Origin of the sequence: Bosea sp. BIWAKO-01 (assembly GCF_001748145.1) — a bacterium.
Lineage (GTDB): Bacteria > Pseudomonadota > Alphaproteobacteria > Rhizobiales > Beijerinckiaceae > Allobosea.
The window spans coordinates 4,743,408-4,767,252 of sequence record NZ_BCQA01000001.1 but is presented as its reverse complement, the minus strand read 5'-3'; the positions used below and the strand labels follow the sequence as shown (position 1 = coordinate 4,767,252).

Annotated in this window: 21 protein-coding genes; 14 read left to right on the top strand and 7 right to left on the bottom strand. The window is 64.7% G+C overall.

Going from position 1 to position 23,845, the window contains the following annotated elements; translation table 11 throughout:
* Positions 1–113: 113 nt before the first annotated feature.
* From BIWAKO_RS37155 to BIWAKO_RS22305, 3 genes are all read right to left on the bottom strand, one after another.
* On the bottom strand, positions 114–350 hold the full coding sequence (locus tag BIWAKO_RS37155) for an MGMT family protein (protein WP_274533618.1): 237 nt from the start codon (positions 348–350) through the stop codon (positions 114–116).
* Between the two features lie 31 nt (positions 351–381).
* Positions 382–510 (bottom strand): MGMT family protein, encoded by a 129-nt coding sequence (locus BIWAKO_RS37150; protein WP_274533594.1) that lies wholly within the window; start codon positions 508–510, stop codon positions 382–384.
* Between the two features lie 358 nt (positions 511–868).
* Positions 869–1,795, bottom strand: a complete 927-nt coding sequence (locus BIWAKO_RS22305; protein ID WP_069880512.1) for an AraC family transcriptional regulator — start codon at positions 1,793–1,795, stop codon at positions 869–871.
* Between the two features lie 104 nt (positions 1,796–1,899).
* Between BIWAKO_RS22305 and BIWAKO_RS22300 the strand changes: the two genes are divergently transcribed.
* From BIWAKO_RS22300 to BIWAKO_RS22280, 5 genes are all read left to right on the top strand, one after another.
* Positions 1,900–2,673 carry an SDR family NAD(P)-dependent oxidoreductase gene (locus BIWAKO_RS22300; protein ID WP_069880511.1) on the top strand — a complete coding sequence of 258 codons (774 nt, stop codon included), beginning with the start codon at positions 1,900–1,902 and terminating at the stop codon, positions 2,671–2,673.
* A gap of 281 nt (positions 2,674–2,954) precedes the next feature.
* Positions 2,955–4,700: an alkaline phosphatase gene (locus BIWAKO_RS22295; protein WP_069880510.1), complete on the top strand. Its 1,746-nt coding sequence runs from the start codon at positions 2,955–2,957 to the stop codon at positions 4,698–4,700.
* 44 nt (positions 4,701–4,744) lie between these two features.
* Positions 4,745–5,209 (top strand): hypothetical protein, encoded by a 465-nt coding sequence (locus BIWAKO_RS22290; protein WP_244523516.1) that lies wholly within the window; start codon positions 4,745–4,747, stop codon positions 5,207–5,209.
* 34 nt (positions 5,210–5,243) lie between these two features.
* A complete protein-coding gene (locus tag BIWAKO_RS22285) occupies positions 5,244–5,906 on the top strand; it encodes an ABC transporter ATP-binding protein (protein WP_176733374.1) in 663 nt (220 codons plus the stop codon).
* On the top strand, positions 5,903–7,138 hold the full coding sequence (locus BIWAKO_RS22280; protein ID WP_069880507.1) for an FtsX-like permease family protein: 1,236 nt from the start codon (positions 5,903–5,905) through the stop codon (positions 7,136–7,138). The genes BIWAKO_RS22285 and BIWAKO_RS22280 overlap by 4 nt, the downstream gene beginning before the upstream one ends.
* A gap of 665 nt (positions 7,139–7,803) precedes the next feature.
* Here BIWAKO_RS22280 and BIWAKO_RS22275 read toward each other — a convergent pair.
* Together BIWAKO_RS22275 and BIWAKO_RS22270 are read right to left on the bottom strand one after the other, a co-directional pair.
* Positions 7,804–8,436, bottom strand: a complete 633-nt coding sequence (locus BIWAKO_RS22275; RefSeq protein WP_069880506.1) for a VOC family protein — start codon at positions 8,434–8,436, stop codon at positions 7,804–7,806.
* A 115-nt stretch (positions 8,437–8,551) separates the two neighbouring features.
* Positions 8,552–9,361: an SDR family NAD(P)-dependent oxidoreductase gene (locus tag BIWAKO_RS22270; protein WP_069880505.1), complete on the bottom strand. Its 810-nt coding sequence runs from the start codon at positions 9,359–9,361 to the stop codon at positions 8,552–8,554.
* Between the two features lie 120 nt (positions 9,362–9,481).
* On the opposite strand from BIWAKO_RS22270, the gene BIWAKO_RS22265 reads away from it, so the two are divergent.
* From BIWAKO_RS22265 to BIWAKO_RS22245, 5 genes are all read left to right on the top strand, one after another.
* Entirely contained in the window at positions 9,482–10,420 is a 939-nt protein-coding gene (locus BIWAKO_RS22265; RefSeq protein ID WP_069880504.1) for a GlxA family transcriptional regulator, read from the top strand.
* Between the two features lie 213 nt (positions 10,421–10,633).
* Entirely contained in the window at positions 10,634–11,308 is a 675-nt protein-coding gene (locus tag BIWAKO_RS22260; RefSeq protein WP_069880503.1) for a type 1 glutamine amidotransferase domain-containing protein, read from the top strand.
* Between the two features lie 233 nt (positions 11,309–11,541).
* Entirely contained in the window at positions 11,542–12,477 is a 936-nt protein-coding gene (locus tag BIWAKO_RS22255) for a LysR family transcriptional regulator (RefSeq protein ID WP_069880502.1), read from the top strand.
* A gap of 151 nt (positions 12,478–12,628) precedes the next feature.
* On the top strand, positions 12,629–13,339 hold the full coding sequence (locus tag BIWAKO_RS22250) for an SDR family NAD(P)-dependent oxidoreductase (RefSeq protein ID WP_069880501.1): 711 nt from the start codon (positions 12,629–12,631) through the stop codon (positions 13,337–13,339).
* A gap of 24 nt (positions 13,340–13,363) precedes the next feature.
* Positions 13,364–13,594: a tautomerase family protein gene (locus BIWAKO_RS22245; protein WP_069880500.1), complete on the top strand. Its 231-nt coding sequence runs from the start codon at positions 13,364–13,366 to the stop codon at positions 13,592–13,594.
* A 193-nt stretch (positions 13,595–13,787) separates the two neighbouring features.
* Here BIWAKO_RS22245 and BIWAKO_RS22240 read toward each other — a convergent pair whose 3' ends face one another.
* Complete coding sequence (locus tag BIWAKO_RS22240) at positions 13,788–15,107, bottom strand: ATP-binding protein (RefSeq protein ID WP_069880499.1); 1,320 nt, start codon at positions 15,105–15,107, stop codon at positions 13,788–13,790.
* Entirely contained in the window at positions 15,104–15,844 is a 741-nt protein-coding gene (locus BIWAKO_RS22235; RefSeq protein WP_069880498.1) for a response regulator, read from the bottom strand. The genes BIWAKO_RS22240 and BIWAKO_RS22235 overlap by 4 nt, the downstream gene beginning before the upstream one ends.
* A gap of 365 nt (positions 15,845–16,209) precedes the next feature.
* Between BIWAKO_RS22235 and BIWAKO_RS22230 the strand changes: the two genes are divergently transcribed.
* The 4 genes from BIWAKO_RS22230 (at position 16,210) to BIWAKO_RS22215 (ending at position 23,749) form a co-directional block, all read left to right on the top strand.
* Complete coding sequence (locus BIWAKO_RS22230) at positions 16,210–17,982, top strand: cytochrome c biogenesis protein DipZ (RefSeq protein ID WP_069880497.1); 1,773 nt, start codon at positions 16,210–16,212, stop codon at positions 17,980–17,982.
* A 468-nt stretch (positions 17,983–18,450) separates the two neighbouring features.
* Positions 18,451–19,575: a metallophosphoesterase family protein gene (locus tag BIWAKO_RS22225; RefSeq protein WP_084652311.1), complete on the top strand. Its 1,125-nt coding sequence runs from the start codon at positions 18,451–18,453 to the stop codon at positions 19,573–19,575.
* 3 nt (positions 19,576–19,578) lie between these two features.
* Positions 19,579–22,206: an AAA family ATPase gene (locus BIWAKO_RS22220; protein ID WP_069880495.1), complete on the top strand. Its 2,628-nt coding sequence runs from the start codon at positions 19,579–19,581 to the stop codon at positions 22,204–22,206.
* A 67-nt stretch (positions 22,207–22,273) separates the two neighbouring features.
* On the top strand, positions 22,274–23,749 hold the full coding sequence (locus BIWAKO_RS22215; RefSeq protein WP_069880494.1) for a protein adenylyltransferase SelO: 1,476 nt from the start codon (positions 22,274–22,276) through the stop codon (positions 23,747–23,749).
* Positions 23,750–23,845 lie beyond the last annotated feature (96 nt).

Here is a 23,845-nt window from a genome sequence, read left to right as displayed (position 1 = left end):
GGAATCCGCACGCCACGATTGAACGATTTCAAAGGCTTATGCTCTCAATTGCGGAAGCACTATGCCTCTCTCCACACTCCCGAAGTGTAGACGCTCCGGAAGTTTGGTCAGATTCAACCGAAAGTGCGCTTCAAAGTACCCGGAAGTCCACGGCACCCCAGTGGTTGGGCTCTCCGGCACAGGCGATCAAGTGTGAGAAAGCCCGGCTTCGGCCGGGCTTTCGATTTCCGGAGATAGCGGATGGTCGCCCGGAAATGCCTAGGCTTCGGCGCCTCCTGCGCCTTGCGCTCGAGCCCCCCGCGATAACCTGCCAGATCGCCGTTGCTCCGAACGACGCGGTGACAGGGAATGGCCAGCGCGATCGGATTGGCGGCGCAGGCGTTAGCGACCGCCCGCGAGATTGGCGAGCGGGCTGATCACCTGGGACAACTCGCGATGGGTCACCGTCCGGCCGACCGAGATCGCGTTCAGCGTCTCCCAGACGCGACGCTGGAACGGCGTCCCACGCATATCGAGCGTGCCGCACTCCGTGTCGACCCTGGCATGAAGAAGAATATCGACGGGTTCGGCTTCGGCTCTGGAGCGCGACGGAGAACCGGCCGTGGCAGGTCGTCAACCCGGTCGGGTTGCTGTCGAGCGTTCACCTGCATGCGCCCCAATCAGAGGAGCATTACCGCGTCAGGGCGCGGGACCTGTTCGGCCGGACCAGCCAGGAGACGACGACGCTCAAGGCTTGAGCCGATCCCTCACCTGAGAAGCAAGAGCTTCGATCCCTGCGGCGTGCCAAATCGGCCGCTGCGCCAGAACGCCCACTGACACCGACCACGGCACAATACGCACGGTCGGCGTCACCATCGCCAGGCCGCACTCAAGCAGCTGCGGCCCGCGTGAAGTGGCTGGGTGAGCTGCCGACCTCGCGGCGAAAGGCGGTGCTGAAGGCACTCGCCGATTGATAGCCCACCGCTGCCGCAACTGCCTCCAGCGGCGGCGGCGCGTCGCGCTGGAGCATCGCCTTGGCCAAAGCGATGCGCCACTCGATCAGATATTGCATCGGCGGCACCCCAACCTTCCGATTGAAGCGCTCGCTGAAAGCCGAGCGGGACAGGCCCGCCTGCCGGGCCAGCGCATCCACCGACCATCCGCGCGCCACATCGCCATGAAGCTGTCGCAGGGCGCGGGCGAGAAGCGGATCGGCGAGCCCCGACAGAAGCCCTGGCCGCGCCGCTGCGCCTGCGCGCTCTGCGTGGAAGCGGAGCGCCTCCACGAGCAGGACCTCGATCAGCCTGTCGACCACGAGGTCGCGTCCCGGCCGGTTGGCGAGCGCTTCCTCGGTGATCAGGTCGATCATCCTGGCGAGGCGCTCCGCCGCCGGATCGGTCGCCTGGATATGGACGAGGCCCGGCAACAGGCCGGCGAACAGGCCGCGATTGCCGGGTTCCAGCTGAAAGTAGCCGCCAAGCTGCTTGAACTCAGCCTCGCGCTCCGCGTCGCCGTGCCGGACGTCGCCGGCTCCCCGGGCAACCGCTTCGTCAGCATCAAACGGAAGGGGCTCGACCTCCATGTCGCTGGCGATCGTGAACCCTGGGACCGCCGGCATCAGGACGAAGTCGCCTCGGGCCAGCCGACGGGGTTCATCACCGTCGACGGCGAGCCAACAGCCCCCGGCTACCACTAGGCCGAAACCGGCATAGTCCATGCGCGAATATCGCACGCCCCAGCGTCCAGCCCCCTGAATCATCTTCGTCCCCGCCGCGCGAGGGCGAAGCAAGGCGATCACATCGGCGAGCGGTTCCATAGCTTTGGACGACCCGTAATGAATCTTGGATGATGCATTATAGATCATCCTGCATCTCTGACCTAGGTCTTCGCCATCGCAACAGACCTGCAAGGAGACCTCCCATGCGCAAGATCGCCATCATCACCGGCGCCAGCTCGGGTATCGGCGCTGCAACGGCCGTCGCGCTCGCTGACCGCGGCGTCGATTCCATCGTCACCTACAACAGCCACGAGGATCGCGTGCGCGATGTGGTCGAGGCCGCGAGGCAAAGGGGCGCCCGGGCGGTACCCCTGCACCTGGACATTGGGCGCAGCGACAGCTTCGCGGCATTCCGGGATGAGGCAAAGGCAGTGCTGCAGCGCGAATGGAACGCAGGCTGCTTCGACTACCTCGTCAACAATGCCGGATTCGGACAGATGGCCCTGTTCGAGGACACCAGCGAGGAGCTCTTCGACTCCTTCATGCGGGTGCTGTTCAAGGGACCCTATTTTCTGACGCAGGCTCTGCTTTCTGTGCTTGCTGACGGCGGTGCCATCGTCAATGTGACGAGCAATTCCACCCTTCAGAGCGGCATGGAGCCGGGCTATTCCGCCTATGCATCGATGAAGGGCGGCCTGACCGTCCTCACCCGCTACATGGCCAAGGAGTTCGGCCGCCGCGGCATCCGCGTGAACGCCGTTGCGCCGGGCGCCACCAGGACCCGGATCGGCGACGATGCGTTCGACCGACATCCGGAGTTCATTCAGTCGATCGTCGAGAAGACCGGGTTGGGGCGTCTCGGAGAAGCAAGCGATGTGGGCGCCGTGATCGCAGCCGTGCTCTCGGATGAATTCCGACGGGTAACCGGACAGTCCATCGAAGCGTCCGGTGGCGCCAGGTTGTCCTTCGCCTGCTGAGGCGAAACCCCAGCGCCTCCTGAGGCGAGCCGCGATCCCCTCTTGGTGTGGCTCGCGCTGCGAGCCAAACGATCCTCGTTCCCCGGGAAGCCGGGCAGCCGCCCCCGCTCCCTGGGAGCGCCTCGGTCCGGCTGGCCGTCCCCGGGGTGCCCTGTTGATATTGGGGAAGGCGTGGTCGGATAGTACTCTGCGCAACAACACGCAGGCTGTCGCCATCCTGTCATGTCCAGCTGCAACTAGCTCACCCCATCCAAGGGATCGCGGATTATCGGAGGTTGGGGATGCAACTGAGAACGCTTTGGCATGCGGTAGCAATTGGCAGCGCCTTCGCTGCGACCCCGGTCGCCGCGCAGACGATCTATCCCATCAACCGTGCCGAAATCCTCGAGGGCTCGCGCTTCGACTTCAAGGTCGAGTTCCCGAACGCGCCGACCTCGGCCGACGTCGCGGTCACGATCAACGGCAAGCCGGCCGCCGAAATCTTCGGCAAGGGCACGACCTTCACGCAGAACGAAGAGGGCCAGAAGCATTCCGCGCTGTGGCTGCGTGGCGCGACGCTTCCGGCGGGCAATTATACCGTCGAGGCGACGCAGGGAACCAACAAGGCGACGGTCAAATGGGAGGTCTTCGCCACCACCCAGCCGCGCCGCGCCAAGAACGTCATCCTCTTCATCGGTGACGGCATGTCGGTCGCCAACCGCACCGCGGCCCGCATTCTCTCCAAGGGCTGGGACGAAGGTCGCTACAATGGCGAGCTCGCCATGGACGACATGTCCAACATGGCGCTGATCTCGACCTCGGGCACCGACTCGATCGTGACTGACAGCGCCAATGCGGCCCATGCCTACACCACCGGCCATAAATCCTGCGTCAACGCGCTCGGTGTCTACTGCGCCAAGAACGCCCTGACGCTCGACCATCCCAAGGTCGAGACCATCGCCGAAGTGATCAAGCGTCGCGGCAAGATGGCGATCGGCGTCGTCACCAACTCGGAAATCGAGGACGCGACCCCGGCTTCGATGGTGGCCCACACCCGACGCCGCTCGGATTTCAACGACATCGTCAAGATGTTCCACGATGTGCAGCCCGACGTGATCATGGGCGGCGGCTCCCCGAACTTCCTGCCCAAGACGACCCCGGGTTCGAAGCGGACCGATGAGCTCGACTTCATCGCCAGGTTCAAGGAGGCCGGCTACACGCTCGCGACCACCAAGACGGAAATGAACGCTGCCGTCGCGGCCGGCTCGAAGAAGCTGCTCGGCCTCTACAACACCGGTAACATCGACGGCGCGTTCGATCTGCGGTTGACCAGGAAGGGCACGGTTTCGAAGTTCCCCGACCAGCCGGACGTGGTCGAGCAGACCAAGGCTGCGCTCGACCTGCTCAAGGGCAATGAGGACGGGTTCTTCCTGATGGTCGAGTCGGCCCGCATCGACAAGTACAGCCATTCGCTCGACTGGGAGCGTTCGGTGTTCGATACCATCATGCTCGACAACGCGGTGAAGGTGGCGAAGGACTTCGCCGGCGACCGCAACGACACCCTGATCATCGTGGTGCCCGATCACGCCCACCCGATCTCGATCATCGGCACCTATGACGACGACCGTCCGGGCCAGCTCCTGCGCGACAAGCTCGGCGTCTATGCCGACTCCGTGCCGCCGAATTACGGCCCGCTCGACGCTGACGGCTACCCCACTAAGGTCGACACCTCGCGCCGCCTCGCGGTGGTCTATGGCAGCTATCCCGATACCTGCGACACCGGCCGCCCGGACATGACCGGCGAACGCGTGCCCGCGGTCAAGGGCCCGGACGGCAAGACCAATATCGCGAACGAAAAGGATTGCACCGGCCCGCTGGCCGCGCGCCGGACAGGCAACCTGCCCTTCGACGCCAATAGCGGCGTCCACGCCGCCGACGACGTGATCCTGACCGCGATGGGCCCGGGCGCCGAGAAGTTTCGCGGCCATAAGCCCAACACCTATGTCTTCCGCGTCATGGCGGAAGCGCTGGCGCTGGGCGGCGAGTAAGTCAGGCGGCAAGTAAGCCGGCGACCCGCCGACAGGGACGAGCGATGCAACGGCAACGCCACGAGATGCTGACCACCCGCCGCGTGACCCTCATGGGTCTCGCGGTGGCCCTGCTTTGCAGGGAGGCCCGTGCGGCGGAGCCCGCCACGATCGCCTTCGACGGCCTCTACAAATCCTTCGGCGTGCTCGGCTTCCAGTTTTCCGACCGCGTCACGTCCCTGCGCGGACAGGAGGTGCGCCTGACCGGCTACATGGCGCCGCCACTGAAGCCGGAAAGCCATTTCTTCGTGCTCACGCGCGAGCCGCTGGCGATCTGCCCGTTCTGTCAATCGGATGCCGACTGGCCGGTCGACATCGTCGTCGTCTTCATGAAGGAGATCACGCCGATGGTCAGCGCCGGCCGCAAGGTCGTCGTGTCCGGTCGGTTGGAGATTGGCTCGGCCACGGACCCGGAAACCGGCTTCGTCAGCCAGATCAGACTCGTCGATGCCCGCTTCACACTCGCCTGAACGACCCGCCGCTCGGATATTGCGGCTTTCAGACGTGACGCTCGACCATCGCGGTGGCGACGGGCGCCCTTTCCGCGTGCTGGACATTCCCGAACTCACAGTGCCTTCCGGCGCTCATATCGGTTTGCGCGGTCCCTCGGGCTCAGGCAAGACCTCGCTTCTGCACCTGATTGCCGGACTGATCGTGCCGAGCACGGGCAAGGTCTCATGGGGTGAGACGGAGATCTCCTCCCTGTCACCTGGCAATCGCGACCGCTGGCGCCTCTCGGCGCTCGGCTTCATCTTCCAGGATTTCCACCTGATCCCGGAACTCGACATCCTTGCCAATATCACGCTGCCCTCGACCTTCTCATCCTGGAGGATTGGCCCGGCCGAACGGGAGCATGCCGAGACCGTCGCCGCGCGCATGGGGCTCACTGACCTGCGCCGCCGGACGGGCATTCTGTCACGTGGCGAGCAGCAGCGGGTCGCGATTGCCCGCGCGGTTTGCCGGCGGCCTGCCATGATCCTCGCCGACGAACCCACGGCCAGTCTGGATGCGGCCCATGCCGATGAGGTGGGCGCCTTGCTGGTCGATGCGGCCGTTGAGGCCGGCGCCACCTTGATCTGCGCCACGCATGATGCCGCGCTCCTGGCGCGGATGAAGCACCGGCTCGACATCAAGGCTGCGTCTCCGGTCGCGGAGCTGGCCGCATGAACCCCTTCGCAATGGTCCTTGCCGATCTTCGCGCCTTGCGTTGGACGGCGGCCGCGATTGTCGCCTTGATAGCGCTGGCGGTCGCAGTCGGCGTGGCGATCGGCGCGCAGGAGCGGGCGCTGCGGCAGAGTTCGGCCGCTGCGGCGGATGATTTCGCCCTGCTCATCGGCGCGCCCGGCAGCCAGACCCAGTTGCTGATGTCGACGGTCTATCTGCAGCTCGACGCGATCCCGCTGATGGACGGAAGCGTCCTGCAGTCGCTGGCCCGGGACGAGCGTGTTGCCGCCTTCGCGCCGATCGCCTTCGGCGACGTCACCCGTGGCTATCCCATTATCGGCACGACCGCGGCCTTTGCCACACGCTGGGGCCGCGTCGCACCGAGCGAGGGGCGCCTCTTCGCAGGGGAAGGTGAAGCCTTGATCGGCGCCGATGTCGACTATCGGCTCGGCGAGAGCATCACGCCGTCGCATGGTGTTGCGGGCCAGACTCACAAACCGGGTGAGGCGGATGAAGACGAGGCCGGACATCGCCATGCCGGCCACGACTACACCATCGTCGGACGCCTACCCCCGCTCGGATCGCCCTGGGACCGCGCGATCCTGGTACCGATCGAGAGCGTCTGGGAGGTTCACGGGCTCGGCAATGGACACGCCGCGGGAACCGAGACGATCGGGCCGCCCTTCGATGGCGCCCCCGTGCCCGGCGTGCCCGCGATCGTCGTCAAGCCGCGCAGCGTCGCCGGGGCCTATGCCCTGCGCAGCCAGTATCGCCAGGGCGGGACGATGGCGTTCTTTCCCGCCGAAGTCCTGGTCGGGATCTATCGCTCGCTCGGCGACGCGCGCGGTGTGCTTGTCTTCGCTTCCACGCTGAACGCGACGCTGGTGCTGGCCTCGATCCTTCTGCTGCTGATTGCGGTGACCGGGTTGCGGCGGCGGCGCTACGCCGTATTGCGTGCCATGGGCGCACCCCGGCTCTACGTCCTGCTCGTGATCTGGCTCGGAATAGCCCTGCTGATGGCGCTCGGCTGTATCGCCGGGCTGTTGCTGGGTGGTGCTGCTGCCGGCGTCCTGTCAGGCCTGATCGAGGCGCAGACCGGCCTTCGCCTCACGATCTCGCTGGACAAGCCTGAATTCCTGCAGATCGGCCTGCTGTTCGTCGTCGGCACCGTTCTCAGCCTGCTGCCGGCGATCGCCTCGTTCGCCAACCCGATCGCGTCGGGACTGCGCGACTGAAGCGCAGTCGTTCCCGTTTCACTGGCGAAGGCCAAGGGCGACCATCGGCATCATGATGCAGTGCCGCGCGGCTAGTGCTCGATCAACGAAGCCGCCCAACGACCGCAACGCAGGGCTGTCAACGGCCACAATGAGCCTAACCCCTCGCCGCCCGGTGACGGCATTCGTGGATAGTGATCGATGGCGGTCAGTAGCGCGACGATGATCTGGCATGTGTGACGAGCGACCTGAGCGCAGGAGAAACCGCGCTCCCGAGTTTCCTGGCCGCCGCCCGATCGTGTTGAGTTCGGAGGCTGATTACCTTCGTGCCTGTGCGCGGGCTGGTGAAATCCACGCCGCCGCGGCTCGAGATCCCATGACGGAGCTTGAACTCGAACGGCTCGCACTGGCGATTCTCACCTGGGAATTGAAACGAGGTGAGAGTGAGATTTAGAGCCGACGCCGCGCGCTGACCTGCCGTCGCCATGCCACTGAACTCCCTTCAAACGAGTCTTGGCCACCCAGCTTGCCGGGCACTGGTGCCGTGCCCTTGTACTGACACGCAACATGTCGAGCAGGAGACCAATTCTCCTGCTCGACATGTGCCACGTGCAGATCGTTCGCTTCAGGCAGCCTAGCCCTGCCGACCGGGCTCGCCGAGGCACTACAGACGTCGCAGCCGATCCCTATGTCGGCAGCGGTTTGCCGGCCTGCTCCTGCACGATGTATTCGGCATACCAGTCCGGCCAGTTCTCATCATGCTGCCCGCCGTTCCGCTTCTCGTGCTCTCCATGCGCGGCCGCCGCACGCCGGAGCGTGGCTGCGAGCTCCCTGGATGAGGCGAAGCTTGTATCACCCGCCTCGACCCGTCCGGGCAGACGATGGGTGACCTCCTGCAGCAGCCATTCATTGCCGTCCGGGTCCTTGAACGAGAGCCACGACGCGTAGCTGCGCCGTGTCGGCTCGGGCCCGCTGCGGCGGTCTCCCTGCTCGCCGTAATGGTAGACCTCGCTCACCTCGGCTCCGCGAGCGGCGAGCGCAGCGCGCGCCGCCACGATATCGGAGACGATGAGATAGGGGGCCACCGTGTTGCCCTTGCCGAAAATGACAGAAGCGGGCGAGCCTGGAGGCGTGACCTGGATGACCCGGAAATTGTCGCCTGCAATGTCGGCATCAAGGCGCCAGCCCAAGCCACCGTAGAAGCGCTTGGCGCGATCGACATCCGCAACGGGGATGCTGACGACCTCAAGCTTCAGGTCGGCCGCCAGGGCTCCGAGGCTCTTGTCTGCAGTTTCGCTGCGCAGTTGAGTATCGCTCATGTCGAACTCCTTCCATTCAGATGAGTGAGAGTTGCGACACACCTCCAGGCGCCTGAAATGACAGAGATCCAGGCGTGACATGTGTCGCGCTTCGACCGGCCGCCCGACGGGGAGCTTACGCCGCTTCGGGCCGGACGCCATAGCGAGCAGCCGGTTCGGCGCGGGAAAGATTGGGCAGCAGCGCCTGCCGTCCTGCCTCAAAGGCATTCCAGTCAGCCACATCCGGCAGGGACGGCACGGTGACGAACTCACCCAGATCCAGGCCGGCCAAGGCCGCGTCGACCATCGCCGCGGCCGTCATCACGATCTCATTCGGCAGGTGCTCGACCGGCTTTCCGGCGATCTCCCAGAAGTCGGTGGCCGTCGCTCCCGGCAGCACGACGTGAACCCGCACGCCCTTGTCCGACAGCTCGTGCTTCAAGGACTGGCTGAAGGCCAGGACGAAGGCCTTGGAGCCACCATAGACGCCGTTCAGGCGCTCCGGCGCGACGGCGACGATCGAAGCGATATTGATGATCGTGCCGCCGCCGCGCTCGACGAATCCGGGCACTGCGGCGTAAGTCAGGCGCATCAAGGCGTCGACGTTCAGAGCAATCATGTCGCTCATCTTGTCGATGTCCGACTGCAGGAGCGGAGCCGTCGCACCGACACCGGCGTTGTTGACCAACGTAGTGATTCGCCGATTGCTCCTCAGTTCCGTCTCTACCCTGGCGAGATCGTCGCGCTTGCCGAGATCCGCAGCGATGACCTCGACCTTGCGGCCCGTTTCAGCTGCAATCCTGTCGGCCAGCTTGTGCAGCCGTTCGGCATTGCGCGCCACGAGAATGAGATCGTGGCCACGGCGTGCGAGACGCTCGGCGTAGATCGCGCCAATACCGGACGAGGCGCCGGTCACCAGTGCGAAACCCTTGAATCCCTGGCTCATTGCTTCATCTCCATTGCCCCCAGCGGGGCTCCATGGCGAGGAAGCTAGACCTGCTTGCTCATGTCTCAAATGTCATTTATACCACCTTTCAGGACATCAATGACCTGATCGGAGCGTGCCATGCATCGGATGGGTTTCGTCGTTTCGCCCGGCTTCCAGCTGATGAGTTTCGCTGCGCTCTCGGCCTTCGAGTTCGCCAATCTCTCGGTACCCAGCGCCTTCTATGACGTCCGGGTGATGTCGCAGAGCGGAGGAGCGGTGAAGAGCTCGCTCGGCCTGATGCTGGAGACCGGAACCTTCGACGATGCGCCCTATGACACCATGATCTTCGGTGGCGATCTCGCGGGATCGGAAGTGTCGGCTGCGATGGTCGACTTCGTGCGCCGGTCGGCGACCAAGGCACGCCGCGTCGCTTCGATCTGCACTGGCGCTTTCGTGCTGGCCCAGGCTGGCTTGCTGGACGGACGCCAGGCCACAACCCATTGGGCAAGCTCCAGGGACCTCGCCGCGCGCTATCCCCGGATCAAGGTCGATCCCGACCGCATCTTCATCGTCGATGGTCCGATCTGGACATCAGCCGGCGCAAGCGCCGGCATCGATCTCGCCCTCGGCATGATCGAGAAAGATCTCGGCCCCGAAGTCGCACGCCTGACGGCGCGAAAGCTCGTTGTCTATCACCGGCGCGCCGGGGGCCAGTCGCAGCATTCCGCCTTGCTCGACATGGACGCCAAGTCGGACCGCGTTCAGTCGGCACTCAACTATGCCAGGAGCAATCTCCAGTCGCGCCTGAGCGTCGAGGATCTCGCCGACGCCGCCAGGCTGAGCCCCCGCCAGTTCAGCCGTGCCTTTCGCGCGGAGACCGGCCAGTCGCCGGCCAAGGCGGTCGAGAACCTGCGGGTCGAAGCCGCGCGCCTGTTGATGGAGCAGACCGGCCACCCTGTCGAGGCCATCGCCGAGCAAACCGGTTTCGCCGACCGGGAGCGGATGCGGCGTGCCTTCCTGAGAAACTATGGCCAGCCGCCACAGGCCATCCGGCGCAATGCACGCGTAGCAGGTTAGCGCGGCGCCGAAGCCATCTCGGCCATTCGTGCTATGATCGGGCGACGTCGGGTTGCGAGTAAAGCTCTCCCGCCCGGCCATGATCCTCATCGCGTATCGGCTGGTGGGCGAGAGCCCGCAGGCGTCCCGGTTTCATTTTCAGGCCCCGCGCCCCGGAGGTCATCCGTCTGAGCCCGTTCAGTCGCGTGTTGTTCAACCGAGGGAGTTGCGAAGATGAAGATCCTGATGGTGCTGACGTCACATGATCAGCTTGGCGATACCGGCAAGCTGACCGGCTTCTGGCTCGAGGAATTCGCAGCGCCCTACTACGTCTTCAAGGACGCTGGCGCCGAGATCACCCTTGCCTCGCCAAAGGGTGGCCAGCCACCGATTGACCCCAAGAGCGATGAGCCCGGCAACCAGACCGATGCCATGACGCGGTTCAAGAAGGATCCCGTTGCGCAGCAGGTTCTGGCAAACACCGCCAAGCTCGGTGATGTTACGACGACAGGATACGACGCCGTCTTCTATCCCGGTGGTCATGGTCCGTTATGGGACCTTGCCGAGGATCCGGTTTCGATTGCGCTGATCGAGGCGTTCTACAATGCCGGCAAGCCCGTCGCCGCCGTCTGTCACGCGCCGGGCGTACTGCACCGGGTAACCTATCAGGGGCAGCCGATCGTCAAGGGCAAGCGCGTCACGGGCTTCACCAACTCCGAGGAGGAGGCCGTCCAGCTCACCAACGTCGTGCCGTTCCTCGTCGAGGACGAACTGAAGCGCCTCGGGGGACGCTATGAAAAAGCAGCTGACTGGCAGAGCTTCGCGATCGTCGATGGCCGCCTGATCACCGGCCAGAACCCCGCCTCGTCGACCGCCGCTGCGCAGGAACTCGTCAAGCTTCTCGGCTAACCTCCCCCTCAGCGGCACATTGCGAGCCGCCGAGTGCGGCCGGGCCAGCTATGAAAACTATGCACGCGACTTTGCAAACTCAGCGGGCTGCTCGCGCACCGCGATGAGGCTTCGGAGAGCCCTACGCAGGAAGAACCTGCGACCTTCGCCGCGGCCATCGCCCCCGTCGGCCGGGCTTGAACTCGGCCGGGGAATACCTGACTCTGGACATTCCGCAGGACTGTTGATGGTGCATGGATCGCATCGAGGCGATGAGAGTGTTTATCGCCGCCCTGGACGAGGGAAGCCTCGCTGGAGCGGGGCGTCAGCTCGGCCGGTCTCCGGCAGCGGTCAGTCGGGCCATCGCTTTTCTTGAGCAGCAGGTCGGAGCCGCACTGCTCCACCGAACCACACGGACGATCAAGCTCAGCGAGATCGGCGAGCGCTACGCCGTCGCCTGCCGCCGCGTGCTTGTCGATCTGCAGGAAGCAGAGGCCGTTGCGGGGGGCGAACACGCAGCTCCGCGGGGAACCCTGACGATCACTGCGCCTCCGATCAGCGGCGAGGAGATTCTGCGTCCGATCATCGATGCCTATCTCGACACCTTCCCGGCTGTAACGGTCAATCTCGTCCTGCTCGATCGCAACGCCAATCTGGTCGAGGAGGGAATTGATGTCGCGCTGCGCGTCGCCGAGTTGCCGGACTCTTCCCAGATGGCCGTGCGCGTCGGCGGCAACGTGAAACGTGTGGTCGTCGCGTCCCCACGCTATCTCGCCCAGCATCCTCGCATCGACGAGCCGGCCGATCTCGCCCAGCATCGCATCGTGACCACGACGCATTTCGGGCGCGATGCCTGGGTCTTTCCGCCAGCAGCGGGAAGTTCCATCGCCAGATCAGTCCAGTTCAAGCCATGCCTGATCGTCAACAGCGTTCGCGCTGCGCTCGGTGCGGCGGTCGGCGGGCTCGGCGTGACCCGGCTCTACACCTACCACGTCGCCGAACGTGTCCACGACGGCTCGTTGCAACGTCTGCTGCAGCATGCCGAGCCCCCGGCCATGCCTGTCCACCTTCTCACGCCGCAAGGGCGCCCGTCGGTTCCCAAGGTTCGGGCCTTCCTTGATTTTGCGGTCCCGCGCCTGCGTGCGGAGTTTGCACGGCTCTCGTCCGAAGCCGGCCCGCTCGAACCTTAAAATGTGTCGGCATTCTTCCGCCCGGCGGAAGAATGCCTGCCCGACAGCAACCATTCAGCTCTCGCTCCGGATCCCTCAAATATTGCGCAACAGCCCCGGACGGGCTGCCAGCCGCAGTAACGCAGGCTGGTGAACATCAGCGAGGATCATCATGAGCAACGAACAGAGAGTCGCGATCGTTACCGGCGCATCGCAAGGCATCGGCGCCGGTCTGGTCAAGGCGTTCCGCGATCGAAACTACCGGGTTGTCGCAACCTCGCGCTCGATCAAGCAGACCGGCGATCAGGACATAGTTGCGGTTCCCGGCGATATCGCCGACCCGTCAACCGCCGAAGCGGTGATCCGGGAAGCGATGTCCCGCTTCGGCCGGGTCGACACGCTGGTGAACAATGCCGGCATCTTTGTCGCCAAGGCGTTCACGGACTATTCGTCCGAGGACTTCAACAACAAGATCGCGATCAACCTCGCCGGCTTCTTCCACATCACGCAGCGTGCTGCGGCGGAAATGCTCAAGCAGGGTTCCGGCCATATCGTCAGCATCACCACGAGCCTCGCCGATCAGGCGAACAGCAGCGTGCCGAGCGTTCTCGCCAATCTCACCAAGGGCGGCATCAACTCGGCCACCAAGTCACTGGCGATCGAATATGCCACGAAGGGTATCCGGGTGAATGCGGTTGCCCCGGGCGTGATCAAGACCCCCATGCATGCGCCGCAGACGCATGAATTTCTCGCTGCGCTCCATCCCGTGAAGCACATGGGTGAGATCAGGGATATCGTGGATGCCGTGATGTTCCTGGAATCTGCCGGCTTCGTGACCGGCGAGATCCTGCATGTCGACGGCGGCCAGAGCGCCGGCCACTAACGACGGTCAACGAAGGAGATCATCATGCCTATCGTCACCATCCAGGTCACACGGGAAGGCTCCGGGCCCGGCCGCTCTTCGGTGACAGCCGAAGAGAAGGCATCGCTCATCGCAGGCGTCAGCAAGCTCCTGCTCGACGTGCTGCACAAGCCACTCGACTCCACCTTTGTCGTGATCGAGGAGGTCGAACTGGAGAACTGGGGTTGGGGCGGCTTGCCAGTCCCCGCGTTCCGGAAGCAACGAGCGAGCGGCTAAAGCATCCGCCCGAAAACTGGATTGCAGTTTTCGGGAGAACCGATGCAAACACAGAAAGTTCGATCATCGAACCGGCTAGGTGATCCGGTCCGATGATCTGAAAGCCCATCCCAAGGCTCGCGACGGCGAACACCGAGCCCTGCGAAAGGCGAGCGTCATGCGACGACGGCCGGGATGAGGGCGCTGCCCAACGTCAGCCGAGCGTGACCCCCGCCGCCAGACCTCCACCCGACCGGTTCCTCAGTCGCAGGCTCCCTCCAGTCGTCAGGGCCAGTTGATGGGCGATCGCGAGACCCAATCCGGTCCCCCCCGTGTCGCGGCTGCGCGACTGCTCCAGCCGGTGAAACGGCTGCAGCACCGCCTCAAGCTGATCCTCGGGAATGCCGGGGCCGCGATCGAGCACAGCAATCCTGATCTTGCCGTCAGGCAGGCTCTCGATCTCGATCTCAGCCGCTCCGGCAAATTTGAGCGCATTGTCGATGAGATTGGTGAGGATGCGGCGGATCGCGTGCGGGCGCGTCACCACCACCGCATCGATGATCCGGGTACAATTCACCGCCTTGCCGATGTCCTGATAGTCGAAGGCGATGCTCTCGACGAAGGAGGCTATGTCGATGCGCGTGGGCCGCTCCGCATCGCCCTGCGCGCTTTTCGCATAGGCCACCCCCTCGCGCACCAGCCGCTCGATCTCGGACAGGTCATTCAGGAGCTTGTCCTTTTCCGGTCCGTCCTCCGCCATTTCGGCGCGCAGCTTCATGCGGGTGATCGGTGTCTGGAGATCATGGGAGATTGCAGCGAGGATCTGCACGCGCTCCCGCAGATAGTGCGCGATACGGTCCCGCATTTCATTGAATGCTGTCGCTGCATAAGCGACTTCCGCCGGGCCCGTCTCATCGAGCCGCTCGGCCTTTCGGTTCGGATCCAGAGTTGCGGCGGCCTCAGCCAAGTGCAGCAGGGGCCGGATCGCGAGGCGGACGGCAAGCCACGTGCAGAATATGAGCAGGAAGAGTTGGGCCACGAGCACATAGGCCAGCCAACTCGGCAAGGGCATCAGCGACGGCATCACGTCGATGGTCACCAGCGAGTCATCGCTCAGCGTGATATGGGCCTGAAGCCGCGAACCCTGCCCCGGGATACTCTCGACCTTGACGGGAAATCGCTGTCCGGTCGCGGCGTTGATCGTCTCCGCGATCTCCGCCGCGCGCCTGCCCAACTCTGGTACGCCAGCCTGCCCCTGCCCGAGTTCGTACCGATAGGTCGGCCGATCCAGCATCGGCAGCCATTGCGCACGCTCCTGTGGCGGAAGCCGGTCGAGGAGTGCGATCGAGGTCCCGACATCCCGTTCAAGCGTCGTCAGCATCGTCGCCTTGGCGCTCATGGTGCGCTCGAGGAACAGGATGCCGAAGGAAAGCGCGTGTGCCACGGCCAATCCCGCGAGGAGAATGAGGAAGAGCCGCCAGCGCAATGTGCGCGGCATATGCATGGTGCGGCGCAAATCGGAGAGCACGGTCATTGGCGAGCCGTCGTGATCTCAACCGGCTTGGCCAGGACATAGCCCTCGCTGCGCACGGTCTTGATATAGGCAGGTTCGCGCGCGTCATCGCCCAGCCGCTGGCGCACGCGGCTGACCAGCAGATCGATCGAACGGTCGAACAGCTCCGACTCGCGCCCCTGCGTCAGGTTGAGAAGCTGGTCGCGCGACAAGACACGCTGCGGATGGTCGAGGAAAACGCGCAGCAACCGGTATTCCGCGCCGCTCAGTGTCACCGCCGTGCCCCCCTTGTCCAGCAGGTGACGCGCAACCGTATCGAGTTGCCAATCACCGAAAGTGAGCAACTGGCCGACCTCGGTCACCTGCAGGTTCGGCGGCAGCATGCGCGTGCGGCGCAGGATGGCCTTGATCCTGGCAAGCAGTTCGCGGGCAGCAAAAGGCTTCGCCAGATAGTCGTCGGCTCCCATTTCGAGGCCGACGATCCGGTCCGTCTCGTCGTTGCGGGCAGTCAGCATCAGCACAGGCGTCGCCTTGTGCTTGCCTGCCCTGAGCTCACGGCAGAGCACGAGCCCGTCATCTCCCGGCATCATGATGTCGAGGACGATCAGGTCGACCCTGTCGGTTTCAAGGAAGGATCGCATCTGGCGACCATCCGCGGCGACGGTTACGCGTAAGCCGTTCTTCTTCAGATAGCTCGAAACGAGATCCCGAAGCTCCCGATCGTCGTCGACAACGAGCACGTGATCAATCTGGTCCATCGATACGACTTTCCGCCATTGCTGCCAGCCCAGTAGCAGTGTCCCGCCTGCAGATCTCAGCATTTGCGTGGAGATTTGTACCACCATGTATCGCGTTCATCCGGCGATACATGGTTGAACAATGTTTTCGGCGGACGCCGCTATCGCGGGGCGCTGCCACCTGGCGCCTTTTATCCGGTGATCGTGTTGCACCACCTTGGGGTGCGAAGGCCTACCCGATGCCGTGCCGAAGGCATGCGCCTACACTCCGTTACAGATCTGCTCATGCCGAACGACACTCCAGATACATCACGCGGTTAGCTCAGCCGAACATTCGGGATCTCCGGCGTGGAGGACTGCGCAGGGAGTGCTTGAGAGGATCGGCCATGACGCTGTTCGTAATTGCCTATCTGGCAGGAGCATTGACGGTCGTCAGCCCCTGCATTCTGCCGATATTGCCCTTCGTCTTTGCGCGGGCCGACCAACCGTTTCTTCGCAGCACATTGCCCATTCTCGTCGGCCTGGCGGCGAGCTTCGCAGGGGTCGTCACCCTGAGCGCGGTCGGCGGAGCCTGGATGGTGCGCGCCAACGAACTCGGCCGCCATGCCGCGGTGGCGCTTCTGGCGGTGTTCGCGGCGACACTGATCTCGCCGCGTGCCGCGGCACTCCTGTCACGCCCGTTCGTCGCGCTCGGTGAGCGACTGGCCAGAGGGGTCGGGTCGGGACACGGTACGATTGGCGGCTCGCTGCTGCTTGGCGTGGCGACGGGCTTTCTCTGGACGCCATGCGCGGGTCCGGTCCTGGGCCTGCTGCTGACCGGCGCGGCGCTCCATGGAGCCAATCTCGAGACGAGCCTGCTTCTCATCGCCTATTCCACGGGCACGGCAACAGCGCTCGGCCTGGCACTCCTTGCAGGTGGCCCGATCTTCGCGGCGATGAGGCGCTCCCTGGGCATCGGAGAGCGCGTCCGACAGGGCCTGGGTATCGCAATCCTCGCCAGTATCGTGGCAATCGCGTCGGGGCTCGACACGGGCCCGCTGGCGCGGCTTTCCTATGCAAGCACCAACGGGATTGAACAGGCGCTGCTCGATCGGCTCGGTCCAGACGCCGCTGCCGCGAACCGGACGCGGCTGGCGGACGACCACAGCGCCGGATCGGCGAGCGATGCGCGGACACCCCACCGAAGCCCCCTGCCTGACCAGGGGGCTGCGCCTGGTCTCGATGGTGCGGTCGCGTGGCTGAACTCGGCCCCTCTCTCCGCCGAACAACGTCGCGGCAAGGTCGTTCTCGTCAATTTCTGGACCTATTCCTGCATCAACTGCATTCGCACCCTGCCCTATGTCCGCGCCTGGGCGGAGAAGTACAAGGAACAGGGTCTATTGGTGGTCGGCGTTCACGCGCCGGAATTCGCCTTCGAGAAAAACATCGATAACGTCAGGCAAGCTGTTGCTCGGTTCGGGATCAGCCATCCGGTCGCAATCGACAATGATTTCAGGATCTGGCGCGCGTTCGGAAACAGCTACTGGCCAGCCCTTTACTTCATCGACGGCCAGGGGCGCATCCGCCACCGGCAGTTCGGCGAAGGCGACACTGCCCGGTCCGAGCAGGTCATTCAGGATTTGCTCGCGGAAGCGGCGGGCAGCCGTGCGGTGAATGGCGGCCTCGTCTCTCCCGCCGCCACGGGCGCAGAGGCAGCTGCCGCCCCCGCGCAGGCACGGTCGGACGAAACTTATCTCGGCTATCTCAAGGCGTCGGGCTTCGCTTCGCCCGAGGGTATCGCCGGCGATCAGGCTCGAAACTACTCGATCCCGACATTGCGGCTCAACCGATGGGGGCTCTCAGGCAACTGGACCGTGGGTGCCGAGCACGCCACGCTCAATCGCTCCAACGGCAGCATCGCCTATCGCTTCAGCGCCCGCGACCTGCATCTCGTGCTCGGCCCCGGCCCTGCTGGCAAGCCGCTTCGCTTCCGGGTCACGATCGACGGCAAAGCGCCAGGCGCAGATCACGGTGCCGACATCGACGCCGAGGGCACAGGAGTGGTTTCGCAGACCGGCCTCTACCAACTCGTCCGGCAGGCAGGAGATGTCCGCGAACGCAGCTTCGAGGTGCAGTTTCTCGATCCAGGAGCGCAAGCCTACGCCTTCACCTTCGGGTGACGGACGCCGAATGAGCACGATGACTCCGCTCGCTTTCAGCTTGGAGGCTGATATGAGAAAATCCGTTCGAACCTGCGTTATCGCGGTCGCCGCCCTCGCACTGATGGCAGCCCCGTGTGCGTGGGACAGCGATCCGCGTGACCCTGCATCATCGGCGCCAGCCCTGACCACCCTCGTTGGAGCGCTCACGTCAGTGCCCACTCGCCCGTCGAGCAAAGACAACTTTTCAGGGCTCCAGGAGTGGTGCCCCGCTGGTCGCAACACTGCCCTGCAAGGTCTGTGTTGAGCGCGTTCGCATGCGTGGCCTTCGACCTAGGCGGAGGCGGACCTTGAAGGCCCGCCCCCTTCGATTGCGCCCCAGGCCGGTTGCGCCAAAGCGGCAGGCACCGCCCGTCCCCCAGAAATCGGCCTCCTCAGCTTGCAATTTCATGACCAGCAACGATGGTGGCGACTTGGCAGGGGGACGCAGTGGCATTTCGCTTTCTTCATACCGCCGACTGGCAGATCGGTAAGCCGTTCTCGAACATTGTCGGCGATCCCGGGGCGGAACTGCGATCACAGCGGATCAAGGCCGTCGAGACGATTGCCAGCCTGGCGCATGAGCGACAGGTCGACGCCGTGCTGGTTGCAGGCGATGCCTTCGACAGCAACTCGGTCTCGGACCGGACCATCGTGCGCACGCTCGAAGCCCTCTCCGCCTTCAAGGGACAATGGATATTCCTGCCCGGAAACCATGACGCAGCCTTGGCCCACAGTGTCTGGACGCGGATTCAGGCCATGGGCCCGGCGGCGAATGTCATCATCGCCGACAAGCCGGAACCGCTCGACCTCTGGAGTGGTCAGGCTGTCGTTCTGCCTGCCCCGTTGCGCCGCCGACGAGAGGCGATCGACCAGACCACCTGGTTCGTCGATGCGCCGTCCCCGGATGGCGCATGCCGCATTGGCCTGGCCCATGGCAGCGTTGCCAATCGACTGCCGGGCGCCGCGGAATCGTCGAACGAAATCCCCGAGGATCGATCAGAGACCGCCAACCTTTGCTATCTGGCACTCGGTGACTGGCATGGGGCTTTGAAGATCGCCCAGCGGACCTATTATTCCGGGACGCCCGAACCTGACCGCCACAAGGCCAATGACGCCGGGTCGGTCTACGTCGTCGACATCCCCGGACCGCGGGCGTCGGAGATCGTCGAGACCGTCGCTGTCGGGCACTTTCGCTGGAACAAGGTCGCGGTCGAACTTGTCGACGGCACATGCGATCGCGCCATCGAAACGCTCAGTGATCTCGCCGCGAGCCATCGCCATCTGGTGGTCTCGCTCTCGCTGGCAGGCAGTGTCAGCCTTGCCGAGCGCCGGCGCCTCGAAAGCGAGCTTCGCTCCTGGGAGGCCCGCCTTCACCATCTCGAGATCGATGACGGAGCGTTGGTCGATGAGCCAACCTCCGATGATCTCGATGCGCTCGACAAATCCGGTTTCGTTCGTGCCGCGGTCGAGCGACTGCGCGCGAAGGCAACCAACGACGGCGATCCGGAGGCCGGCGCTGCGCGCATGGCGCTTCGCATGATGTATCTCGACCATTTCTCCAAGGGCGCTTGAGCCATGTTCCTTCGCCGCCTGGAGATCGAGGATTTCCGGAAGCTCCGATCCGTCGTCATCGACGATCTCCAGGATGGCCTCAACGTCATCTCGGGTGACAACGAAGCCGGCAAGTCGACCATTCTCGCAGCACTGCGAGCCGCCTTCTTCGAGCGTCACCGCGTCGGAGGCGAAGCCGCGCAGGCGATGCTGCCCTACAACCAGAATGTCCGTCCCCAAGTCAAAGTCGACTTCGAGCTCGATGGACAGGCCTGGTCGCTTCGCAAGGCCTTCTGCCAGAAGCCCGAGGCCGAGCTGATCGGAGCCAACGAGCGTCACATCGGCGACGCAGCCGATGATCGCCTGGCGGAGTTGTTCGGGTTTACGCCACCCGGCCGCGGTGGTTCCAAGCCGCAGGATCACCAGGGCATATTCGGACTTCTCTGGGTCGAGCAAGGGCTCTCCCATCAAGCGCTCGGTGTCGGCGCCGGCCGGGACTCGCTTTCCTCAGCACTTGAATCCGAAGTCGGTCAGGTCATCGGCGGAGAACGCGGGAGAGCCCTGATTGCAGCAGCCGAGGCGCGGCGCAGCACCTACTGGGACAAACGCTACAAGCCGCGCGGTGACTACAAGGCGCTGCTCGACGATGTCGAAGCCCTCTCCGCTCGTCGCGAAGAGATTTCCTCTCGCCTCGCGGCCCATGACAGCAAGGTCGGCGACCTCGCAAGGAAGCGCGAGATTGTCTCGCGCTATCACAAGGACGCCTCTCTCGAGAAAGCCCTGTCCGCCTTCGCCTCTGCGCAGGAGGCCATGGTACAGGCTCAGAAGCTCGAGACGATCGTTGTTGACGCCGGCCGTGACGCCACGCGCTGCAAGGCTGAGACCGAGGCAGCCACAGAACGGCTCGCCGCGCGGCAAGCGCTCGTGAAGTCGTCGGATGCCGCACGGGCGTCGCTGGCCCAGGCCACTCACGATGCCGAAGATGCCAAAGGCGTCGTAAGCCGGCTCGAGCGAGCGACCGCCACGACCTCTGCGAGGCTCGCACAAGCGCGGGCTGCTCGGAGCGCTGCGGACGAAGTTCTCGCCGCGGTCCAGCGGGCCATCGACCACGGCCGCGCACTGCATCTCCTGGCCCGCTTGGAGCTAGATCTCAAGAGTGCCGAAGAGGCTGACGGCAAGCGCATGACCGCTTTGGCCGCAGCTGCAGCCATCACCGTCACGAAGGCTGAGATCGACGCGCTGGAGCGCGCCGGCGAACAGCTCGCGAAGGCCAGGGCCCGGCTCGAGGCGGCGAGCGTCCGGATCGAATTCAAGCCGAACGCGCAACAGAACGTCTCTTCGGACGGCAAGGCAATCTTGCTGAGTGAGCCCCTGCTCCTCGCAAGAGACGCAACGATCGAGCTCGAAGGCTTCGGCCAATTGGTCGTCCATCCAGGGGGTGGTGTCGGTGATCTCGCGCGAGCCTTTGGTGAAGCCGAACGCGCCTTCCAAAGCGAGCTGCGCAAGACCGGCTGTGCCAGCTTCGAGGCGGCAAGATCGCAAGTGTTGCAAAAGGGCGAAGCGATCTCCGAAGCAGAGTTGCAAAGGAAGCTGATCAGCGCCACCGCTCCCAGGGGGCTCGAAGTCCTTCGGCAAGAGACCCAGAACCAGCGCGCGCTCGCCGCCCAGTCTGCTGCGCGGGAGATCGACGCGAAGGAAGCGTCAGAGGAGAGCCGCGCCGGGGCAGTCGAGGCCCAGCGCATCGCCATCCAGGACGAGAAGGCCGCCGAAGACGCCGCGGCGCAGCATCGCGCCCAGCATGAGAAGGCCACGCTTGACGCCGCGGTCTGGAACGAGCGCCTGAATGCCGCAATCACGAGCGCCAGCGAGAAGGGGCGCGACCTCGTCGAGGCTCGCTCCAAGATCTCGGATACCGAGCTGCAGGCCAGTTTTGATGCCGCCCAATCGGCCCATATCGCGGCCAAGGGGGCTGAGCAGGCTGCCATTCGCGCGCTCGAGCAGGCGAACCCCGAAGCCGCCTCGCTGGCCCTCTCCAGGGCCGGGAACGCGGCTGAGAATATCCGCGCCGATCTTGAGAAGACGGCCCGCGAGGCTCGCGACCTCGAGATCGAACTTCGGGCGCTTGGCCGTGATGGATTGGGCGAGCAGCTCTCCGAGATCGAAGGCCAGATCGCACTCAGGCAAAGGCAGCTCGCGACGACCAAGGCTCAGGCCGATGGTGCCCGGCTTCTCTACGAGACATTGGCGGAAGCGCAACGCGAGTCCAAGGACCGCTGGCTCGGCCCGGTGCGCGAACGGGTTGCTCCGTATCTGCGCCTGCTCCATCCCGACAGCCAGATCGTGCTCAACGAGGACACGCTCGAGATCGAGCACTTCGTGCGCGCTGGTGTCGAAGAGCCCTTCAGACAGCTCAGCATGGGCGCCAGAGAGCAGACAGCGGTGATCACGCGCCTGGCGCTGGCCGATATCCTGCGAGGTTCTGGCCAGCCATCAATCGTCATCCTCGACGACGCCCTGGTGAACACCGACGAAGAGCGTCTCGACCGGATGCACCTTGTGTTGAACAAAGCTGCCGGTTCCCTGCAGATTCTCATCCTGACCTGCCGAGAGAAGGATTTCATCCAGCTCGGCGCTCCGATCAGGCGCATTTAGCCTGACCCGAGAGGCTAAGGGCCAGAGCCAGAGTTGCCGTGTTGCTGCCAAGGCTTATCTACGTCCCATGACCGCCATCCCCTTCGACAATTCCTACGTCCGTTTCCCCGAGCGCTTCTTCGCCCGGGTAACCCCCAGCGCGGTCCGTTCGCCGCGTCTCCTGCGGTTGAACACGGCGCTCGCGGAGCAACTCGGTCTCGATCCGGTCTGGCTGGCGGGTCCCGCCGGCACCGAGATGCTTGCAGGCAACCGCATTGCCGAAGGAGCCGAGCCCATCGCCACGGCCTATGCCGGTCATCAGTTCGGCGGATTCAGCCCGCAGCTCGGCGACGGTCGCGCCGTCCTGCTCGGAGAGGTGATCGATCGCGATGGCAGGCGCCGCGACATCCAGCTCAAGGGTGCAGGGCTGACACCGTTCTCGCGTCGGGGCGATGGGCGGGCCGCCCTCGGACCGGTGCTGCGGGAATACATCGTCAGCGAGGCGATGGCTGCATTGGGCGTTCCGACGACACGGGCGCTCGCCGCCGTGTCGACAGGCGAGACGGTGCGGCGCGAGATGCTGCTCCCCGGAGCGGTGCTGACGCGCGTCGCCTCCAGCCATATCAGGATCGGGACATTCCAGTTCTTCGCGGCCCGCAGTGATGTCGAAGGCTTGCGCCTCCTCGCCGACCATGTCATCGCCCGGCACTATCCTGACGTCGGCGCCAGCGCAGCACCGTATCTGGCCCTGCTGGAGGCTGTCATTTCCGTGCAGGCGGCGCTTGTCGCCCGCTGGATGCAGATCGGGTTCATCCACGGCGTGATGAACACCGACAACATGTCGGTTGCGGGCGAAACGCTGGATTATGGGCCGTGCGCCTTCATGGATGCCTACGACCCGGGCACAGTGTTCAGCGCCATCGACGAGCGCGGGCGTTACGCCTATGGCAACCAGCCGCCCGTCGCACGCTGGAACCTGACGCGGTTCGCCGAAGCGCTGCTCCCGCTGCTGGCTGATGACCAGGACCAGGCGGTCAAGCTCGCGCAGGAGGCGCTGGACCGCTTCGATGAGCTGTTCCAGGCCGCATTGATCGGTGGTTTCCGCCGCAAGCTTGGGCTCTTCGCCGATGAGGCGGATGATGTCGTGCTGATCAAGGCCCTGCTCGACACGATGCAACGTGGCAAGGCTGATTTCACACTCGTGTTCCGGCGGTTGAGCACGGATGGAACTGCGGCTGCCGAAGGGAGCGCTTGCCGCGACCTGTTCGGCAATCCCGCGGAGTTCGACGACTGGGAGAGCACGTGGCGGCAACGGCTGGCGCGCGAGGCCAAATCGCCAGCGGAGCGGGTGAAGGCGATGCGCGCCGTCAATCCGCTGTTCATCCCACGCAACCATCGCGTCGAGGCCGCAATCGAGGCGGCCGTGGAACAGCAGGATCTCGCGCCTTTCGAGGAATTGCTGGCGGTTCTGGCAAATCCCTATGACGAGCAGCCAGGACCGGAGGACTACGCCCGCCCCCCGGCGGCTCATGAGCGTGTGCTCGCAACCTTCTGCGGAACCTGAACTTAGCCGGCTTCGATCCGAGCCAGTATCGGATCGCGGAGTCCGAATGACAGGCTGCATGCGCCAGTCTCGCCCTATCGCATCGCCCTAAAGCCG

Excerpts from the sequence above, each read along its gene's own strand:
- BIWAKO_RS37150 (WP_274533594.1), bottom strand. The coding sequence starts at position 510 with ATGCGTGGGACGCCGTTCCAGCGTCGCGTCTGGGAGACGCTGAACGCG.
- BIWAKO_RS22305 (WP_069880512.1), bottom strand. The coding sequence starts at position 1,795 with ATGGAACCGCTCGCCGATGTGATCGCCTTGCTTCGCCCTCGCGCGGCG.
- BIWAKO_RS22300 (WP_069880511.1), top strand. The coding sequence starts at position 1,900 with ATGCGCAAGATCGCCATCATCACCGGCGCCAGCTCGGGTATCGGCGCT.
- BIWAKO_RS22295 (WP_069880510.1), top strand. The coding sequence starts at position 2,955 with ATGCAACTGAGAACGCTTTGGCATGCGGTAGCAATTGGCAGCGCCTTC.
- BIWAKO_RS22290 (WP_244523516.1), top strand. The coding sequence starts at position 4,745 with ATGCAACGGCAACGCCACGAGATGCTGACCACCCGCCGCGTGACCCTC.
- BIWAKO_RS22280 (WP_069880507.1), top strand. The coding sequence starts at position 5,903 with ATGAACCCCTTCGCAATGGTCCTTGCCGATCTTCGCGCCTTGCGTTGG.
- BIWAKO_RS22275 (WP_069880506.1), bottom strand. The coding sequence starts at position 8,436 with ATGAGCGATACTCAACTGCGCAGCGAAACTGCAGACAAGAGCCTCGGA.
- BIWAKO_RS22270 (WP_069880505.1), bottom strand. The coding sequence starts at position 9,361 with ATGAGCCAGGGATTCAAGGGTTTCGCACTGGTGACCGGCGCCTCGTCC.
- BIWAKO_RS22265 (WP_069880504.1), top strand. The coding sequence starts at position 9,482 with ATGCATCGGATGGGTTTCGTCGTTTCGCCCGGCTTCCAGCTGATGAGT.
- BIWAKO_RS22260 (WP_069880503.1), top strand. The coding sequence starts at position 10,634 with ATGAAGATCCTGATGGTGCTGACGTCACATGATCAGCTTGGCGATACC.
- BIWAKO_RS22255 (WP_069880502.1), top strand. The coding sequence starts at position 11,542 with ATGGATCGCATCGAGGCGATGAGAGTGTTTATCGCCGCCCTGGACGAG.
- BIWAKO_RS22250 (WP_069880501.1), top strand. The coding sequence starts at position 12,629 with ATGAGCAACGAACAGAGAGTCGCGATCGTTACCGGCGCATCGCAAGGC.
- BIWAKO_RS22245 (WP_069880500.1), top strand. The coding sequence starts at position 13,364 with ATGCCTATCGTCACCATCCAGGTCACACGGGAAGGCTCCGGGCCCGGC.
- BIWAKO_RS22240 (WP_069880499.1), bottom strand. The coding sequence starts at position 15,107 with ATGACCGTGCTCTCCGATTTGCGCCGCACCATGCATATGCCGCGCACA.
- BIWAKO_RS22235 (WP_069880498.1), bottom strand. The coding sequence starts at position 15,844 with ATGGACCAGATTGATCACGTGCTCGTTGTCGACGACGATCGGGAGCTT.
- BIWAKO_RS22230 (WP_069880497.1), top strand. The coding sequence starts at position 16,210 with ATGACGCTGTTCGTAATTGCCTATCTGGCAGGAGCATTGACGGTCGTC.
- BIWAKO_RS22220 (WP_069880495.1), top strand. The coding sequence starts at position 19,579 with ATGTTCCTTCGCCGCCTGGAGATCGAGGATTTCCGGAAGCTCCGATCC.
- BIWAKO_RS22215 (WP_069880494.1), top strand. The coding sequence starts at position 22,274 with ATGACCGCCATCCCCTTCGACAATTCCTACGTCCGTTTCCCCGAGCGC.